The sequence below is a fragment of the Luteimonas huabeiensis HB2 genome (assembly GCF_000559025.1).
GTDB classification, from domain to species: Bacteria; Pseudomonadota; Gammaproteobacteria; order Xanthomonadales; family Xanthomonadaceae; genus Luteimonas; species Luteimonas huabeiensis.
Genome location: NZ_JAAN01000022.1, coordinates 25,842 through 42,576, shown reverse-complemented (window position 1 = coordinate 42,576; position 16,735 = coordinate 25,842). Strand labels below are relative to the sequence as shown.

Genomic DNA, 16,735 nt, shown 5'->3' with positions numbered 1-16,735 from the left:
GGCGAGCACGCCCGTCGCTGTGTGGGTGGTGGTGGCTGCGGTGCGACGGCCAGGGGCCGCCGATGGGGGCAGCATTCTACGCAGGTCCGGCGGCAAAAGCCCGTCCGCCGGCGTGCGGTCCGGCGGGGCGGAGACGGCGCTGCGATGCAGCAAAATCAAGCACATGGCGCCGCTGGCCTGTTCAGCCTGGGCATGCGATCCTGCGCGGCCCGTCGCGCGAGTCTCCTCGATGCCGTCCGCACTCTCCAGCCAGGTCGTCCTCGTCACCGGCGGCGCGCGCGGCCTGGGCGCCGCCATCTCGCGCGCGTTCCTGCGCGAGGGCGCACGCGTGGCGGTCAACCATTGGCGCAGCGCCGAGGCCGCGCAGGCGCTGCAGCAGGCGTTCGGCGAGGCGCGCGTATGCCCGGTGCGCGCCGACGTGACCGATCCGCACCAGGTCGAGGCGATGTTCGCGCGGGCGCAGGCGCACTTCGGCGAAGCCGTCTCGACCGTCGTCAACAACGCGCTGGTCGATTTCGCGTTCGACGGCGACGCGCGGCCGCGGGGCGAATCGATCGGCTGGTCGCGCTTCGCCGCCCAGTTCGAGGGCAGCGTGCGCGGCGCGCTGAACACGATCCAGGCCGCGGTGCCGGCCATGCGCGCCGCCGGTTCCGGCCGCATCGTCAACATCGGCACCAACCTGTTCCAGAACCCGGTGGTGCCGTATCACGACTACACCGCGGCGAAGGCCGCGCTGCTGTCGCTGACCCGGACGATGGCCGCCGACCTCGGTCCGTACGGGATCACCGTCAACATGCTCTCCGGCGGCCTGCTGCGCACGACCGACGCCAGCGCCGCCACGCCGGAGGCGGTGTTCGACCTGATCGCCGCCGGCACCCCGCTGCGCCGCGTGACCACGCCGGAGGAGTTCGCCGATGCGGTGCTGTTCTTCGCTTCGCCGTGGGCGCGCGCGGTCACCGGGCAGAACCTCGTCGTCGACGGCGGCCTGGTCAAGGATTAGGTGCCCGCGAGCGGGGAGCATCCTGTTTTTTCCTTCCCCCGCAAGCGGGGAGCACTCTGTATTCCCTTCCCCCGCAAAGCGGGGGAAGGTGCCGAAGGCGGATGGGGGCACGCGCTTGCGGGAGAAGGAACGAAATAATCTTGCGGGCGGAGGACGGCTTCGGCGCTGCAGGTCGAATCTCGATGGCCGCACGCGCCGGCGGCTGCCGTCCGGTGCCGCGCGGCTACAGCTGGGATTCGATCGGCAGCCACGCCATCGCCCAGGCGAGGAAGCGCTGCCAGCGGCTGGCGCCGGGCTCGTTGCCCAGCACCTTCGGCGGGTCGACGGCCGCGTCCAGCCAGCGCAGGCGATCGCGCTCGTCCAGGAACACGTAGTAGCTCAGTGCCGGGCTGGACAGCTCCAGGTAGATGTCGCGCACCGCCGCGCCCAGCGCGGGGTCGTCGAAGAACACCCCCATCTCGGTGTTGAGGTCGATCGAGCGCGGGTCCATGTTGAACGAGCCCACGAAGCCGCGGCGGTCGTCCACCACGTAGGCCTTGGTGTGCAGGCTGGCGCCGCTGCTGCCGAACAGGCTGGATTCCGTGGCCACCTCGGCCCGGGTCTCGTACAGCACGATGCCGGTGCGCAGCATGCGCTGGCGGTAGCGGCTGTAGCCGCTGTGCACGGCCAGCACGTCGTTGGCCACCAGCGAGTTGGTCACCACGCCGGCGTGCACGCCGCGCCGGGTCACCTTGGCCATGTAGGTCACGCCCTCGTCGCCGGGCACGAAGTAGGGCGAGATCACCAGCGCCTTGTGCTGCGCGCTGTCCAGGTCCTCCAGGATCGGCTGGATCAGCCAGCCGTCGCGGCGGTCGCCGTCGCGCTTGATCGGCGGGTCGGAGACGATCCGCAGGCGGTCGCTCCAGTACGGCTCCAGCGTCTGCAGGAAGTAGCGCCGCACGCTGTCGGAACCGTCTACGCGCTCCAGGTAGGCCTCGGCCTCGGCGCTGTGGGCCTCCTGGCGGATGGAGGCCATCACCGCTTCCAGCCGCCGCTTCGACTTGCTGCTGAGCGCGGCGATCGGCACCACCGCCTCGCTGTTCCAGAACGCATCGAAGATGTCGCTGGCGCGCTGCACCTCCGGCCCGAACAGCACCAGGTCGAGGTCGCGGAAGTTCATGTCCTGCGAGGCGTCGAAGTACTCCAGGCCCACGTTGCGCCCGCCCACCACCGCCACCCGGCCGTCGGCGACCCAGGCCTTGTTGTGCATGCGGTGGGTGATGCTCCACATCCGCTGCACCATCTCCAGCAGCCGGCCCAGCCCGTCGCGGTTGCGGAACGGGTTGTAGACCCGGATCTCGATGTTGGGATGCTGGTCGAAGGCCAGCAGCGCGCCGTCCTTGCCGCGGGTGTTGATGTCGTCGAGCAGCATGCGCACCCGCACGCCGCGCTCGGCCGCCTGCCAGATCTCGTTGAGCAGCAGGTGGCCGGTGAGGTCGTCCTTCCAGATGTAGTACTGCAGGTCCAGGCTGCGCCCGGCCTGGCGGGCGGACAGCGCACGCGCGGCGAAGGCATCCAGGCCGTCGGGGACCAGGATGGCGCCGGTCATGCCGGGGTTGCGGTCGAGCAGCGGCATCAGTTCGCGGTCGAGCGCGGTCTGGTCGCGCTGCACGGGCAATGCGAAACCGGGCGCGCCGGTGGCCTTGGGGGTCAGGTGGTCGGCCAGCAGCAGGCCGCTGGCCAGCAGCACCAGCAGGGCCACCAGCCCCCAGGCGAAGAGTTTCTTCAAGCGCTTGCGCATCCCCGTTCCGCCGTGCCGCCGCGATTCCAGCCGCGATTGTAGCGATGCGCTCCTGCGCCGCGGCGCCGTGCCGGCGTTTGCGCCGCCGGTCGCGGACGGCGCGACGCTCCGCAGGCATGCTGCGGTTTCGGCCGGGCGTCCCGGCCGGCAGACCGCGCCATCACCAGGAGGGAACCGCCATGGCCACCCGCACCGTCCGCGAACGCGCCGCGCCGCCGCGCCTGCTCGACGCCCGCCCCGACACCGCCGACTTCCGCGACCGCATGTTCGAGCCCACCCTGGTCGACGTGCCGCTGCAGTTGCCGCTGGCCCGGCACCTGCGCCGCCGCGTGCCGGTGCTCGACCAGGGCGAGGAGGGCGCCTGCACCGCCTTCGCCCTGGTCACCGTGGCCCACACCTTGCTGCGGGTGCGGCGCCCGCGCCCGGACGCCACCCGCCTCAGCCCGCGCATGGCCTACGACATGGCGCGCCGCTACGACGAATGGGCGGGCGAGGCCTACGCCGGCTCCAGCTGCCGCGGCGCCATGAAGGGCTGGCACCGCCACGGCCTGTGCAGCGAGGCGGTCTGGCCCTGGCGGCCCGGGCCGGAACCCGATTGCTATACCGAGCGCCGCGCCCGCGACGCGCTGCGGCACCCGCTGGGCGCGTACTTCCGCGTCAACCACAAGGACCTGGTGGCCCTGCATGCCGCCATCGCCGAGGTCGGCGTGCTGTACGCCTCGGCGGCCGTGCACGACGGCTGGCGGGCGCCGCCGGCCAGCGGCGCGATCGCCTGGCGCCAGCAGCCGGTCGGCGGCTACCACGCCTTCGCCATCGTCGGCTACGACGCGCGCGGCTTCTGGATCCAGAACAGCTGGGGGACCGGCTGGGGCCGCAAGGGCTACGGCCACGTCGGCTACGACGAATGGCTCGAGCGCGGCACCGACGTCTGGGTGGCGCGGCTGGCGGTGCCGGTGCAGGTGCGGCGCCCGGCCACCAGCGCGGTGTTCAACTCCGCGCTCGCCGGGCAGTCGGCCGGCTACGCCCAGGCCGACCTGCGCCCGCACATCGTCAGCCTGGGCAACAACGGCCGCCTGCGCCGCAGCGGCCGCTTCGGCAACGGCCAGGACGACATCCGCAACCTGATCCGCCAGGACCTGCCGCGCGCGATGCGCGGCTGGAAGCGCAAGCGCATCATGCTCTACGCCCACGGCGGGCTGGTGCCCGAGCAAGCCGCCGTCCAGCGCATCGCCGACTACCGCGAGCAACTGCTCGGCCAGGAAATCTATCCGCTCGCCTTCGTCTGGAAGACCGACTTCTGGAGCACGCTGGGCAACATCCTGCGCGATGCCGCGCGCCCGCGCAGCGAGGGCCTGCTGGAGCGCACCCGCGACCTGCTGCTCGACCGCCTCGACGACACCCTGGAGCCGCTGGCCCGCGTGCTGGGCGGCAAGGCGCTGTGGGAGGAGATGAAGGAGAACGCGCTGCTGGCCACCACCGCCGTCGATCGCGGCGCCGACGGCGCCTTGCAGGAGGCCGGCGGCGCGGCGCAGGTCGCGCGGCTGCTGCACGCGTGGCAGCAGCGCGACGCCAGCGTCGAGATCCACCTCGTCGCGCACAGCGCGGGCGCGGTGCTGCTGGCGCCGCTGGTGCAACTGCTCACCACGCCCGGGCAGATCGCCGCCGGCCCGGCCGCCGGCATGCTGGGGCTGGGCGGGCGCATCGACAGCCTGCACCTGTGGGCGCCCGCGCTCACCACCGAATCGTTCCTGCAGACCTGCGGAGCGGCCCTGCGCGCCGGCCGCATCGGCCGCGCCAGCCTGTTCACCCTGACCGACCGCGCCGAGCAGGACGACCACTGCGTGCGCGTCTACAACAAGTCGCTGCTGTACCTGGTCGCGCACGCCTTCGAGGCCACCGCGCGCAGCTGGATCGACCGCAGCCGCCGCCACGGCACCCCGCTGGCCGGCATGGCGCGCTTCATCGAGGACCCCGTCCACGGCAGCGAGGACATGCGCGCGCTGATCCGCGACGGCCTGATCGACTGGATCCAGGCGCCCACCGTGGACCAGCCCAAGGGTTCGCCGCACGCCTCCGGCGCCAGCACCCACGGCGCCTTCGACGAGGACGCCGCCACCCTGTGCGCGACCGCGGCGCGCATCCTCGACCTGGGCGCCGGGCCCACCGACGTGGACCTGCACGCCTCCACCGCCCGCCTCGACGACCGCCGCCGGCGCCTCTACCGCGCCATCTGCGGCGAGTGAGCGTGCGAGCGGCGGGCTTGCGCTCGGCGGGTCGCACCGCGCTCGGGCGACCGCAGCGGCGTCTCCGGTCCTGGCCACGGTTCCCTCCGGGCATGCGCGCGCCGCAGCCCGCCGCCGGCGTGCCGACGAACGGTCGCCGCGCGGCGCCCGGGCAGGACTAGGATCGGCCGAAGGGCGGCGCCCGCTGCGCTGGCATGCGGAGCGGCCGCCGGCTTCACGGGGGGGATTTCCGGCGGCACCGGGGATTGGCGCGCCGGGTTCCTCGGTCGGCGACGGGGACAGGGGGAAGGCCATGTCGATGAGGTGGATATCGGCGATCGTCGCTGCGGCGGCATTGGCAGGGTGCGCGACCTCGACGTCGGGCGGGGGCGGATTCGCGCCGCCGCCGCCTCCGCCTCCGAGCCCGGCGCAAGCGCCGGTGCCGGCGATGCGTTCCTTCGAGCTCGCGAGAAGCTTCGCCGGCCCCCGGACCTATCTGGCACCGCGGCCCACGGCGATCGCCCTGATCGACCGCGATTCGTCGCAGTCGCGCAGGGCCGCCTTGTGCGCAGGCTATCTGCGGTTGCCCGGATTGGACGAGGCGCTGGCGCGCTCGGTCGTGGAAGGCAATCTGATCGCGACCCGCATGCCCCTGGCGGTGGAGATGCTGCAAGCCGATCAGATGGAGAACTGCGACGATCTGATGAAGGTCTACGACGACACACGGGCCGAAAGGATCATTGCTCGCCTCGGGCTCGGTGGACGAAAAGGCCCCTTCCTGGTTGCGGTGTTTGCCGATGGGAATGCCGAGGGAGGGAGTCCGTTCGTGGTCGCGGACGCGTCGGACCTGGACACGGCCGAGATTCCAGGATTCGTCGAGGCGTGGGCGCGCTCGATGCGCTTGGCGTCCGAGCGCCTGCTGGAGGGCGAGGATTTCGACGGCGCGGGCCCGGCCACCGCCCCCGCGTGCGTGGAGGCGCCGCCGGATTCGTCCGCGACGTCGTGCCCCGCGCCGTCGGCCGGCGTGTGCGGGCAGGTCGAGGCGGCCGTGGGCGTCGCCGCGCCGGTCGTCATCGAGGTGGCGCGGGCGACGTTCGGCAGCACCCCGGGGGTGCGCCTGGTCCTGGGGTACCTGGACAGGAGCGGCCTGGAGGACGCTGCCGAACAGGTGTTCCAGATCGGTCGGGACGGCATGGTGAGCCGATTGACGAGCGGCGCCGGCATCGTATGCACCCGGATCAGGACGTGGCTGCAGCGATGGGTGGAAGGTCCCGGGATTGCTGGACAGACCCGCCGCTGAGCAAGGCGCACGGTTGCCGGCGAACGCGCGCCCCCAACGGTAGCGGGATCGCTTCGCTCGGCCGGCCCCCGGGGACGTCGATCGCCGGCCCCGTCGTACCGAGTTGCCCGCCGGCCATTCACGCGAGCAGGACGCCGGCCACGCCAGCATGCGGCATCGCCGGTTGCAGGCAAGGCGCACCGGGCCCGCCGAGGGGCGGGACGTGCGCCGCGCCTTCCCGGCCTCTCTCAGGAGTCCGACATGATCAAGTGGGCCATCATCTTCGCCATCATCGGCCTCATCGCCGGCGCCCTCGGCTTCACCGGCATCGCCGGCGCCTCGATGGGCATCGCCAAGTTCCTGTTCTGGGCCGCGATCATCATCGCCGTCATCCTGTTCGTCCTGGGCGTCACCATCTACAAGAAAGTGACGTAGCCCGCGACGTGCGCGGCCCGACGCCCCCGCCTGCGGGGGCGTCGTCGTTTCTGTGGCGGGGCAGGGCGCATCGCAGAAGCCGAAGCGTGTCTCGAGGCGATCGCCGGGAGAGCGGTGCGCGCGGGATGCTGCGCTGCAGCGCGCGGCTGCGGTGCGGGGCAGGGGACAATGCCTGATATCGCACAACGCCAGGAGCGCGCCCCATGAGCACGCCAGCCTCCCATCTTCCCGCCGCCCGGCCCGAGGCCTCGCCGCTGCGCTTCGTCACCGCCGCCAGCCTGTTCGACGGTCACGACGCCGCCATCAACATCATGCGCCGGCTGATCCAGGCCCAGGGCGCGGAGGTCATCCACCTCGGCCACAACCGCAGCGTCGAGGACGTCGTGCGCGCCGCGCTGCAGGAAGACGCCGACGCCATCGCCCTGTCGTCCTACCAGGGCGGGCATGTCGAGTACTTCAAGTACATGGTGGACATGCTCAGGCAGAAGGGCGCCGGCCACGTGCGCGTCTTCGGCGGCGGCGGCGGCACCATCACCCCCGAGGAAATCCGCGAGCTGCAGGACTACGGCGTCGAGCGCATCTACCACCCCAACGACGGCATGAAGATGGGACTGGTGGAGATGATCGAGGACGTCGTCGCGCGCGCGGCGCGACGCGAGGGGGATTCGGCCGCCGGCGACGGGGAGCCGGGAAGGCCGGTCCAGCCCGCGATCGACGACGAGATCGGCATCGGCCGCATGCTCAGCGCCATCGAAGACGGCGCGTTCTCCGAGTCGGAGCTCGCCTTGCTGCGCAAGGGCTGGGCCAGCGCCCGCGCCGAATCGCGAACCCGCAATGCCCCATCGCGCCCGATGCCCCCCGTCGTCGGCATTACCGGCACCGGCGGCGCCGGCAAGTCCAGCGTCACCGACGAACTGCTCAACCGCTTCCTGGCCAGCTTCCCGCAGATGCGCATCGCGGTGATCTCGGTCGATCCCACCCGCCGCCGCAGCGGCGGCGCGCTGCTGGGCGACCGCATCCGCATGAACGCGCTGCGCAGCCCGCGCGTCTACATGCGCTCCATGGCCACGCGCCGGCAGCACGTGGCCACCAACGCCGTGCTCAAGGACTGCATCGCCTTCCTCAAGGGCCTGGGCTTCGACCTGGTGATCGTGGAGACCGCCGGCATCGGCCAGTCGGACTCGGAGATCGTCGATCTGGTCGATTTCCCGATGTACGTCATGACCAGCGACTACGGCGCGCCCAGCCAGCTCGAGAAGATCGACATGATCGACTTCGCCGAGCTCATCGTGCTCAACAAGTACGACCGGCGCGGCGCCGAGGACGCGCTGCGCGACATCCGCAAGCAGTGGCGGCGCAACCGCAACGCCTTCCAGGTGCCCGACGAGGACATCCCCGTCTACCCGACCATCGCCAGCCAGTTCAACGACCCCGGCATCAGCTGGATGTTCGTGAACCTGTGCCGGTTGCTGCGCGACAAGCTGGGAACCGGGAGCGGGGAATCGGCAACCGGGCCGGCAGGCGCGCGCTGCGACTTTTCGCCGGACCTGGACACCACGCTGAAGGAACCCCGCGCCACGGTCCTGATCCCGGGCAACCGCGTGCGCTACCTCGCCGAGATCGCCGAACAGGGCAGGGCGATCAACGCCGGTATCGGCAAGCAGGCCGAGGCCGCCGACCGCGCCCAGGCGTTCTGGCAATCCCTGCAGGCGCTGGGCGATCCCCGCCTGCCGAAGGCGCTCGACCTCTACCATGCCGACGATCTCCTCGGGATGCGTGCGCCGGCCCCCGACGACCCGGCCGAAGCCGCCTCGGATCGCACCCTCCTGACCCTGCGCCAGCGCTACAACGACGCCGTGCAGGCGCTCACCAGCGAGCACCTCCGGCTGCTGCGCGAATGGCCCGCGCGGCTGGAATCCATCACCGACGAGGTCAACGAATACCAGGTCCGCGGCAAGACCATCCGGGTCGAGAACTATCGCGAATCGCTCAGCCACCAGAAGATCCCCAAGATCGCCGCGCCCGGATACAGGAGCTGGGGCGAGCTGCTGACCTTCCTCGGCAAGGAGAACCTGCCCGGCAGCTATCCCTACACCGGCGGCGTGTACCCGTACCGCCGCACCGGCGAGGACCCGATCCGCATGTTCGCCGGCGAAGGCACGCCCGAGCGTACCAACCGCCGCTTCCATTACCTGTCCGCCGGCCAGCCGGCCGCGCGCCTGTCCACCGCCTTCGACTCGGTCACCCTGTACGGCGAAGACCCCGCCGAACGCCCGGACATCTACGGCAAGATCGGCAACTCCGGCGTCAACATCCCCACGCTGGACGACATGAAGAAGCTCTATTCCGGCTTCGACCTGTGCGCGCCCACCACCAGCGTCTCGATGACCATCAACGGCCCGGCGCCGATGATGCTGGCGATGTTCATGAACACCGCCATCGACCAGCAGGTGGAGAAGTACCTGAGGGCCGATCCCGACCGCTGGGCCGAGGCCGAGAAGAAGATCGACGCCTTCTTCGCGGGCCGCGAACGCCCGCGCTACCACGGCGACCTGCCCAAGGGCCACGACGGCCTCGGCCTGGCGCTGCTGGGGGTGACCGGCGACCAGCTGCTCGACCCGGAGACCTACGCCAGCATCAAGGCCGACACGCTCGCCACCGTGCGCGGCACCGTGCAGGCCGACATCCTCAAGGAGGACCAGGCCCAGAACACCTGCATCTTCAGCACCGAGTTCGCGCTGCGGATGATGGGCGACATCCAGCAGTACTTCGTCGACCACAAGGTCCGCAACTTCTACTCGGTCTCCATCTCCGGCTACCACATCGCCGAGGCCGGCGCGAACCCGATCAGCCAGCTGGCTTTCACCCTCAGCAACGGCTTCACCATCGTCGAGTACTACCTGGCGCGCGGCATGAAGATCGACGACTTCGCGCCCAACCTGTCGTTCTTCTTCAGCAACGGCATGGACCCGGAGTACACCGTGATCGGCCGCGTCGCCCGGCGCATCTGGGCCCGCGCCATGCGCGAGCGCTACGGCGCCAACGAGCGCAGCCAGATGATGAAGTACCACGTCCAGACCAGCGGCCGCTCCCTGCACGCGCAGGAAATCCAGTTCAACGACATCCGCACCACGCTGCAGGCGCTGTACGCCCTGTTCGACAACTGCAATTCCCTGCACACCAACGCCTACGACGAGGCCATCACCACGCCCACCGAGGAAAGCGTGCGCCGCGCCGTGGCCATCCAGATGATCATCAACAAGGAGCTGGGGCTGAACTTCATCGAGAACCCCTGGCAGGGCAGCTTCGCCGTGGAATACCTGACCGACCTGGTGGAGGAGGCCGTGTACAAGGAGTTCGAGGCCATCAGCGAGCGCGGCGGCGTGCTGGGCGCGATGGACACCATGTACCAGCGCGGCAAGATCCAGGAAGAATCGATGTACTACGAGCAGAAGAAGCACGACGGCAGCCTGCCGCTGGTCGGCGTGAACACCTTCCTGCCGAAGGAAGGCGGCGGCGAAGTCGCCACCGAGATCGAGCTGATCCGCTCCACCCCCGAGGAAAAGGCCCAGCAGATCGCCAACGTGCAGGCGTGGCAGGCTGGGCGGAATGCCTTGGCGGTTGCCGCTCTTCCGCCAGCGGGAAAGGGCCGGGGTCAGGGAGCTCCTGCTTCGGCGGACACCGTCTCAAACGACCACCAACTGGTGTACCTTCAGCACACCGCCCGTGCACGCGAGAATGTGTTCGCGGCGCTGATGGACGCGGTGAAGACGCACAGCTTGGGGCAGATCAGTCGTGCGTTGTATGACGTAGGTGGGGAATATCGGCGGAATATGTGATTAAATCAAACAACATTTGTTAACAGGGGGTTCTGTGTCTGCTTCAGTATCTAAGATAGTTACTCTTTATAATCATAAAGGTGGGGTTTCCAAGACCACCACCACATTTAATCTAGCTTCCTATCTCGCCAGCAAAGGTAGTAAAGTTCTACTGGTAGATGCAGATCCTCAATGTAACCTGACTCAGATCGCTCTGGCTCCTCTCATCGATAGTGTTGATGAGGAAAGCGTTAAGAAAAGCGAGATTGTGGAGCTTCCAGGCACAAGTCTCCTAGACGTCCTGAATCAGAGAGTTCAGGGTGATAGTGCGTTCATCGACATCAATAAGATCGAGCTGTGCAATGTCAACAGAAGTATTGATCTTCTGCGCGGCTCCGTAGACTTAAGTTCGGTGGAAGACGATCTCGCGGAAGCGCATATGCAGAGATTAGCTCAGCGCACGAACCTGATGCGAACTTACGTTGCGATTGGAGATTTTTTGGTTCGATTAGGTAGTAAGAACAAGTATGATTACATATTTATCGATGTTGGGCCGAGTTCAGGGCCTTTGACGAGGGCTTTTTTTCTCGTATGTGACTACTTCTTTGTGCCCTCTGCTCCTGATAGATTTAACGTGGAAGCAGTCCGGACGCTTTCCACGATTCTTCAGCGCTGGATGTACGAACATGAGCTTATCTACAACTCATACAAGTCTCTGGGTTTGCCTGTTAGGCACGGTAAGCCAGCGTTCCTAGGTCTGATCATTCAAGCTTTTAAGATATATAAGGGAAAGCCAAAGCCGGCATTCAAACTGTGGCAACAGAGACTGCCTGCTGAAGTGAGGCGTGTCTTGAGGCCGGTTTTGCAGGCGCATAGCGAGAAAGATAGAGTGCTTTACTTGCCACAATCAGAAAAAAAGGTTGTGGCTGCGTCGATTTCTGATTTTGGACAATTGGCGCCCTTGATGCAGGAGGTTGGAAAGGCGGTTTTCTTGTTGGATCAGTCCGACACAGCGAGGATATCTGAGAGTGGCAAGCCGTGGCAGGGCAATAATTGGACGGATGCAAAGAAGCGGATGGAGAGGTTTGAGGCGAGCTTTGAACAGCTTGCTGATATCCTGAAGGAGGTGAACGTATGACCGTCGCGACAGCGCTCGTTTCTTTTGTAGAGTCGTATGTCGCGTATATAGACATATTGGGATTCTCTGAAATTGTCACTCGCGTTTCAAATAACCCTGACTCCGACGATCTGTCTAGGTTATTCAAGTGCCACCAAACTGGCGCTGGAATAATATCCGGAAACCCATCCTACGGATTAGTCCAGTTTTCTGATTCAATTGTGATAAGCAGGGCGTATGATCCTGTTAAGTTCTCTGAATTTGTTGGCATAGTGGCTAGCTATCAGAAAATGCTTTTGTCTGAAGGGTTTCTTTGTCGTGGGGGTGTATCTCGCGGGAGTCATTACAGCAATGGGACGTTTATGATGAGCGCGGGGTTGGTAAGCGCTCATTCTATAGAGGTTTCACAGGCTCGTTACCCAAGAATAGCAATTTCGACCGAGCTACTGAAACTTGTCGGTGAGGGTAACTTGGCTAAGTCTAATGTTCTTCAAGAGGATGATGGTGTATTTTTCGTGGATTATTTGAAAGGGTTGAAGTCAAGGGAGTTGAAAAGAATAAGTAAGAAGATTGAGATTTGCGTTGAGCAATGTAGGAGGCATAATAGTTCGTCTGTCAGGGAAAAAGGATTGTGGCTCGCGGAGTATTCAAATAGCAGAGTGGGATCTAGCTTCACGAGGCAGCAGTTCGGAAGCCCTGATTGGTCGGCTCTTGCTGGAATGGGTGAATGACATAAGTAAAAGGGGGCGGGTTTACTTACTGCCGATTTTGGCTGGGCGGTGCGCGGGTCGGATGCCGGCAAAGCACTGCGTCCTGGCTTCGACCATTGCGCGGACGTCATCGCGTCCCCAAGCGCGTTGTTGCTGGAGGTATTGCCTGATCGGATGAGGTCTTCGTCCGGAATCGATTCACATGCCAAAGCAGGTATGACGCTCTCCTGTGGGGATGCCTAGCGATTCATTCAAGCCGCCACATCGCGACGTGTGTTGATTCAAGTGTCAGGTTGCACATCAGGGGGAATTCCATGAACAAGACGCAAGCAGAAGCAATCACTCAGGCCATCCTCGAACCGGACGTCCGTGCACAGGAAGATATTCAGCGCAGACGTGCTGCGGAAGCTCTTAGCGTGGCGCGTAGACGCCAGGTGGCCTTGCTCATGCTCATTGGTTGCGCTATCGGGGGTGTGACTGCCCACTTCCTGGGAGTGCGTTTCACGCTGGGCATTATTTGGGGTGGCATCGCGGGTTCGGCATTCGGCTGGTTCGTCGTGTGGTTGCGCAGCAGGCCGCGTGCAACCTGATAGTTCATTGAAAAACGGGGTCAGGTCACTTATCGCCGCTTTTGGCTGGGCGATGCGCTGGGCGGATGCCGGCAAAGCGTTGCGTCCTGGCTTCGACCATCGCGCGAAAGTCGTCGCCTCCCCAGGTGCGTTGTTGCTGGAGGTATTGCCTGATCTGGATGAGGTCTTCGTCCGGAATCGATTCGTCGAGCAGCCGTCGTCATGTGCTTGCACGTGCCGCGGGATCGCTGTCCAGTGCCAGCCACGCCGGGTGTAGCGTCAGCAGGGAGTGTCTGCGTCTGCCGAGGTGGGCGGCTCAGCTCGGCCAGCGGTAGGCGACGGGGCGTCGGTCATGCGCGCCCGGACTGGGTTGAGTACGATGTACCGCTGGCAGGTGAGGACGTAGCGCTCGCTGTCGACAAGGCATAGAGCCGGCGTCGAGGCGCAGCTCCCTGCTTCCGCCGCAGTGGGCTCCATTGTCCGCGAGCCGATCACGGCGTAGCATCGCGCAGTGCTCCTCGGGAGGGATTCTGGATGCGTGCATTGGGGCTAATGGTGCTGCTGGGCCTTGCAGCGTGTGCCGAACAGAGCGCTGGGCACGTTGGCGTAGGAGAGGCGCCGCCGCGGGCCGTGCCGCAGGATGCATCGGTCGAGCCGACCGACGGTCCCTTCGCCGGTACCTGGGAAGCATGCGAGGGCACGGCGTCGCCGGAGGAATGCAGCCGCTACGTCCTGCTGCAACGCGGCGATCGTATCTGCGGCACGTGGTCATATTTCGCGTCCGGGCAAGCCTACGAGGGCAGGGTCATCGCACGCGCCACCTCCTCGACCGAAGCGCGGCGCACGCACGTGTGTGGCCGCCCAGGTTCCGAGACGGATACGGAATGCGATGACGGCTGGCAGCGCATCGACAAGCCCCTAAGGCTCTGCGACGGCAATCTCGGCGATCTGACCGGCGCAGACGGCGCCTGTTTCGCCGACTATCGGGCCGTGCCCACCCCTGAAGAAGAGCGCGATGCGCTGCATGCACGACTCTGGCTGCAGGACTGTTTGTCGCGCGATCCGTGACGGATGACCCATAAGGAGATGGATCATGACGAACCCGAATCCTCTGACCGAGAACGAACTGCGGGCTGCCGCCTATTTTGCCGTAGGAGTCACGTCGGAAGGCAGCATCGCAGGTCGTGATGTGGCCTACCGCCTGAGCTTCGCCGGCAACGTGGGCGCCGGCGGACGCATGGAGCCAGTTGCCAACAGCGGCTACTCGTTCGGCACGCTGCAGATCGATCTCGGGCAGCATCCGGACGTGGCCCGCGACCTTCTGGACCGCTATCAGGCCTGGGCGGCGACGCAGCCGGATCGGGCCGCGCTCGAACTCGGGCAGAACGACTACAGCGCCATGCTGACCTCCTTGCAGCGCACCGGGCGCGAGATGCGCGCCGACCAAGCGGTCGATATCGACCGCTCGGGCATCAACCGTTTCCTGGCGTCGGACGACGGGCGTTCGTTCGTGCACGGCCTCGACACGACGCACGTCAACCGTGTCACCGCCACGGACGCGGTCGTGGGCAATCGCGACTCGGCCCTGGAACGCCTGCAGCGCACGGACCTGTATCGCAACGCCACCGGTGATGAGCAGGCGGAACTGGCCGGCATGTTCATGAAGCTGCAAAACCAGGCCGGCCAGGGCCGCTGGCCCGGACTCCTGGATCGGGTCGAAGCAGGCACATTGACCTCGTCGGCCGACGTCAAGACAGCCATCGATGGCCTGTTGCCCAACCAGCGCAACGGCAGCCCCGACTATCTGCAGAGTGGCGCCGACAATACCTTGCGGGGTATCGAGGTCCTCAATGCCTTGCGCGGCGCACATGCGGGCAATCCGATCTCGCGGGCGTGGGCCAACGTGGTGACCGATCCACTCATCGGGCCAGTCGCCGCTCATCAACCGAATACGGCGAATCCCGATCTCGGCGTCCAGTACGACACGGTGCGCTCCCTGTTCCTCACCCCGGAAGCCTCGCGCAGGTTCATCGACGCACTCGACCGCGGCGCATCGCTGGCCGAGGGCAATCCCCAGCCGCAGGCCAACGGCAGCCGTCAGGCGGGCTTTTACGTCTCAGGCGACGATTTCGTGCATTGGAACCGCAACGGGCAGGGCCAAGCGTTCATCGGCGGGCAATGGCGCAGCATCGACCCCGACGACTTGACGCGTGTGCGCAATGCCGACGGGACCACCGAGTTGAAGATCAACCAGGACGGGCAGCATACGACGTTGTTGCGCGTCGATCCCAGTGCGCCGGTGTTGCGTGCCGACGCGGCAGCCGCGCCGGCGGAGCGCCACGGCGCCGTGCATATTCCAGGGCAGCCGTTCGAGAACCCCACTCTCAACCGAATGTTCGCCGCCATCGCGGCGGGAGACGACGTGGGCGCGAATCGTATCTTGCGGGAATATGCGCAGTCCTCCGAGGGCATGGCGTTTCTACAGCGAGGGGAGCAGCGGTTAGCGCAGCAACAAGCCGAGGAAGCGGTTCAACGACAATCCGTAGCTCAGGATAAGGGCGGCGGGTTTGAGAGGGCCTGATTCGAGTAAAACAGGGTCCGCGGAAAAAAGGGTCAGGTTTACTTAGCGGTCCAATTCGATGCGGTCTTCAGGCCGGAGACCTAAATCCGCACATGGCGCCCAGGCGCATGTGCCGGCTCTGGGGACAAGACATACCGCCACCCTCAAGGCCTTGCTCGCGATCGCCAGGACACAGGAGACGGTCGAACGCTTCCCTACCCGCAGGCGATGGCGCGGATGAATCGTCTTCAGCCCATCGCCGATCGACCACGATCCGCATGGCGGTTGCCGGCCGGTGGCTTCATCAGCTCCGCGGGGCTGACGCCCAGCGCGTGGGCGAGGCGATGGATGTTGAGCAGCGCGATGTTGCGCGTGCCGCGTTCGACGCCGCCGAGGTAGCTGCGGGCGAGGCCGCTCTCCAGCGCCAGGCGCTCCTGCGAGAACCCCTTGGCCTTGCGGAGTTCGGCAAGGCGCTGTCCGAAGAGCGTTCTGGGGTCTGCCGCCATTGAACTCGCCTCATGTGATGCGGTGAGGCTAGGTAGGCGGACGCTATCGGGCCACGCTCTATCGGTTCACCCTCTATGAGTGACAATGCCCGTTTCCGCTGGTACGCTGGGGCGATGGAAGCGACGCCGGGGAGGCGTGCGGGCGTCCGGGCGCGCTTCCCAGGGACAGGAGGGGTGAACGTCATGGAGTCGCCGGTATCGCACCGCGCTGTCGCGCAGCGTTTGAGGGCGCTGGGGGCCCAGGCGGGCGTGGAGCTGGAGCGCAGTCCATTGGACGAAGCGATCGGCGCCTTGCTCGGCGGTACCGGCGACCAGGATGCGGACGCGGGCATCGCCGGGTTCGATGCGGAGCGGCTGGACGCATTGCAACGGGCCGCGCAACGGGAATCGGAAGACTGCCTGAGCCGGCTGCGCTGCTTGCTGGAACTGCTCGACAGCAGCCTGGTCGTGGGCAGCCTGCCGCTGTCGCGCGATTCGCTGCATCGGCTGAGCTACCACCTGTTGCGTGCGCTGTCGGATCACGAGCGCTGGCACGCGCTGGCCGCGAACGCCGGCTACTACCGCGATCACCCCGAACTCGCCGAGCGGGTGGCGCAGGCGTTGCGAGGAGGCTAGGGCCGGGCGGCCACGCGCGCGCGATCACGCCGCCCCTCGACGGCGCGCTTCGTGTCGCGTGCCCATGCGGTGCCGTTGCATGCGCACGGACGATCCCCATATCCGCCGCGCCTCTTCCCCCACA

Annotated in this window: 13 protein-coding genes; 11 read left to right on the top strand and 2 right to left on the bottom strand. The window is 66.6% G+C overall.

The genetic code is table 11. The features are described 5' to 3' along the window. The first annotated feature begins 229 nt into the window (after positions 1–229). Positions 230–1,000, top strand: coding sequence for a 3-oxoacyl-ACP reductase (locus Z164_RS0109390; protein WP_024890446.1), 771 nt, complete (start codon positions 230–232; stop codon positions 998–1,000). A 223-nt stretch (positions 1,001–1,223) separates the two neighbouring features. Here the strand turns inward: Z164_RS0109390 and Z164_RS0109385 are convergent, their stop codons facing one another. Next, on the bottom strand, positions 1,224–2,780 hold the full coding sequence (locus Z164_RS0109385; protein ID WP_024890445.1) for a phospholipase D family protein: 1,557 nt from the start codon (positions 2,778–2,780) through the stop codon (positions 1,224–1,226). A 179-nt stretch (positions 2,781–2,959) separates the two neighbouring features. Between Z164_RS0109385 and Z164_RS0109380 the strand changes: the two genes are divergently transcribed. The 9 genes from Z164_RS0109380 to Z164_RS0109350 all read left to right on the top strand — a co-directional run bounded on the left by Z164_RS0109380 (position 2,960) and on the right by Z164_RS0109350 (position 15,511). Further along, a complete protein-coding gene (locus Z164_RS0109380; protein ID WP_024890444.1) occupies positions 2,960–5,023 on the top strand; it encodes a C1 family peptidase in 2,064 nt (687 codons plus the stop codon). Between the two features lie 427 nt (positions 5,024–5,450). Next, the gene (locus Z164_RS0109375; protein WP_024890443.1) at positions 5,451–6,302 is read left to right on the top strand and encodes a hypothetical protein; all 852 of its coding nucleotides are present in this window, start codon (positions 5,451–5,453) and stop codon (positions 6,300–6,302) included. 240 nt (positions 6,303–6,542) lie between these two features. Next, positions 6,543–6,716: a DUF1328 domain-containing protein gene (locus tag Z164_RS21910; protein WP_024890442.1), complete on the top strand. Its 174-nt coding sequence runs from the start codon at positions 6,543–6,545 to the stop codon at positions 6,714–6,716. Between the two features lie 203 nt (positions 6,717–6,919). After that, the gene (locus Z164_RS0109365; protein ID WP_024890441.1) at positions 6,920–10,555 is read left to right on the top strand and encodes a methylmalonyl-CoA mutase family protein; all 3,636 of its coding nucleotides are present in this window, start codon (positions 6,920–6,922) and stop codon (positions 10,553–10,555) included. A gap of 34 nt (positions 10,556–10,589) precedes the next feature. Continuing rightward, entirely contained in the window at positions 10,590–11,672 is a 1,083-nt protein-coding gene (locus Z164_RS20270; protein ID WP_043689698.1) for a ParA family protein, read from the top strand. Next, on the top strand, positions 11,669–12,382 hold the full coding sequence (locus tag Z164_RS22420) for a hypothetical protein (protein WP_152540906.1): 714 nt from the start codon (positions 11,669–11,671) through the stop codon (positions 12,380–12,382). Before Z164_RS20270 ends, Z164_RS22420 begins: the two co-directional genes overlap by 4 nt. Before the next feature lie 293 nt (positions 12,383–12,675). After that, a complete protein-coding gene (locus tag Z164_RS21905; protein ID WP_081770136.1) occupies positions 12,676–12,951 on the top strand; it encodes a hypothetical protein in 276 nt (91 codons plus the stop codon). A gap of 531 nt (positions 12,952–13,482) precedes the next feature. Next, on the top strand, positions 13,483–13,998 hold the full coding sequence (locus Z164_RS0109355; RefSeq protein ID WP_152540905.1) for a hypothetical protein: 516 nt from the start codon (positions 13,483–13,485) through the stop codon (positions 13,996–13,998). A gap of 25 nt (positions 13,999–14,023) precedes the next feature. Beyond that, positions 14,024–15,511: a hypothetical protein gene (locus Z164_RS0109350; protein ID WP_024890439.1), complete on the top strand. Its 1,488-nt coding sequence runs from the start codon at positions 14,024–14,026 to the stop codon at positions 15,509–15,511. A 227-nt stretch (positions 15,512–15,738) separates the two neighbouring features. Here Z164_RS0109350 and Z164_RS0109345 read toward each other — a convergent pair whose 3' ends face one another. After that, on the bottom strand, positions 15,739–15,996 hold the full coding sequence (locus tag Z164_RS0109345) for a helix-turn-helix domain-containing protein (protein WP_024890438.1): 258 nt from the start codon (positions 15,994–15,996) through the stop codon (positions 15,739–15,741). A 183-nt stretch (positions 15,997–16,179) separates the two neighbouring features. Between Z164_RS0109345 and Z164_RS0109340 the strand changes: the two genes are divergently transcribed. Next, positions 16,180–16,611, top strand: coding sequence for a hypothetical protein (locus tag Z164_RS0109340; RefSeq protein ID WP_152540904.1), 432 nt, complete (start codon positions 16,180–16,182; stop codon positions 16,609–16,611). Positions 16,612–16,735: the final 124 nt, after the last annotated feature.

What these genes read in the sequence shown, in the direction of transcription:
- Z164_RS0109390 (WP_024890446.1), top strand. Translation starts at nt 230, where the DNA reads ATGCCGTCCGCACTCTCCAGCCAGGTCGTCCTCGTCACCGGCGGCGCG.
- Z164_RS0109385 (WP_024890445.1), bottom strand. Translation starts at nt 2,780, where the DNA reads ATGCGCAAGCGCTTGAAGAAACTCTTCGCCTGGGGGCTGGTGGCCCTG.
- Z164_RS0109380 (WP_024890444.1), top strand. Translation starts at nt 2,960, where the DNA reads ATGGCCACCCGCACCGTCCGCGAACGCGCCGCGCCGCCGCGCCTGCTC.
- Z164_RS0109375 (WP_024890443.1), top strand. Translation starts at nt 5,451, where the DNA reads ATGCGTTCCTTCGAGCTCGCGAGAAGCTTCGCCGGCCCCCGGACCTAT.
- Z164_RS21910 (WP_024890442.1), top strand. Translation starts at nt 6,543, where the DNA reads ATGATCAAGTGGGCCATCATCTTCGCCATCATCGGCCTCATCGCCGGC.
- Z164_RS0109365 (WP_024890441.1), top strand. Translation starts at nt 6,920, where the DNA reads ATGAGCACGCCAGCCTCCCATCTTCCCGCCGCCCGGCCCGAGGCCTCG.
- Z164_RS22420 (WP_152540906.1), top strand. Translation starts at nt 11,669, where the DNA reads ATGACCGTCGCGACAGCGCTCGTTTCTTTTGTAGAGTCGTATGTCGCG.
- Z164_RS21905 (WP_081770136.1), top strand. Translation starts at nt 12,676, where the DNA reads ATGAACAAGACGCAAGCAGAAGCAATCACTCAGGCCATCCTCGAACCG.
- Z164_RS0109355 (WP_152540905.1), top strand. Translation starts at nt 13,483, where the DNA reads ATGGTGCTGCTGGGCCTTGCAGCGTGTGCCGAACAGAGCGCTGGGCAC.
- Z164_RS0109350 (WP_024890439.1), top strand. Translation starts at nt 14,024, where the DNA reads ATGACGAACCCGAATCCTCTGACCGAGAACGAACTGCGGGCTGCCGCC.
- Z164_RS0109345 (WP_024890438.1), bottom strand. Translation starts at nt 15,996, where the DNA reads ATGGCGGCAGACCCCAGAACGCTCTTCGGACAGCGCCTTGCCGAACTC.
- Z164_RS0109340 (WP_152540904.1), top strand. Translation starts at nt 16,180, where the DNA reads ATGGAGTCGCCGGTATCGCACCGCGCTGTCGCGCAGCGTTTGAGGGCG.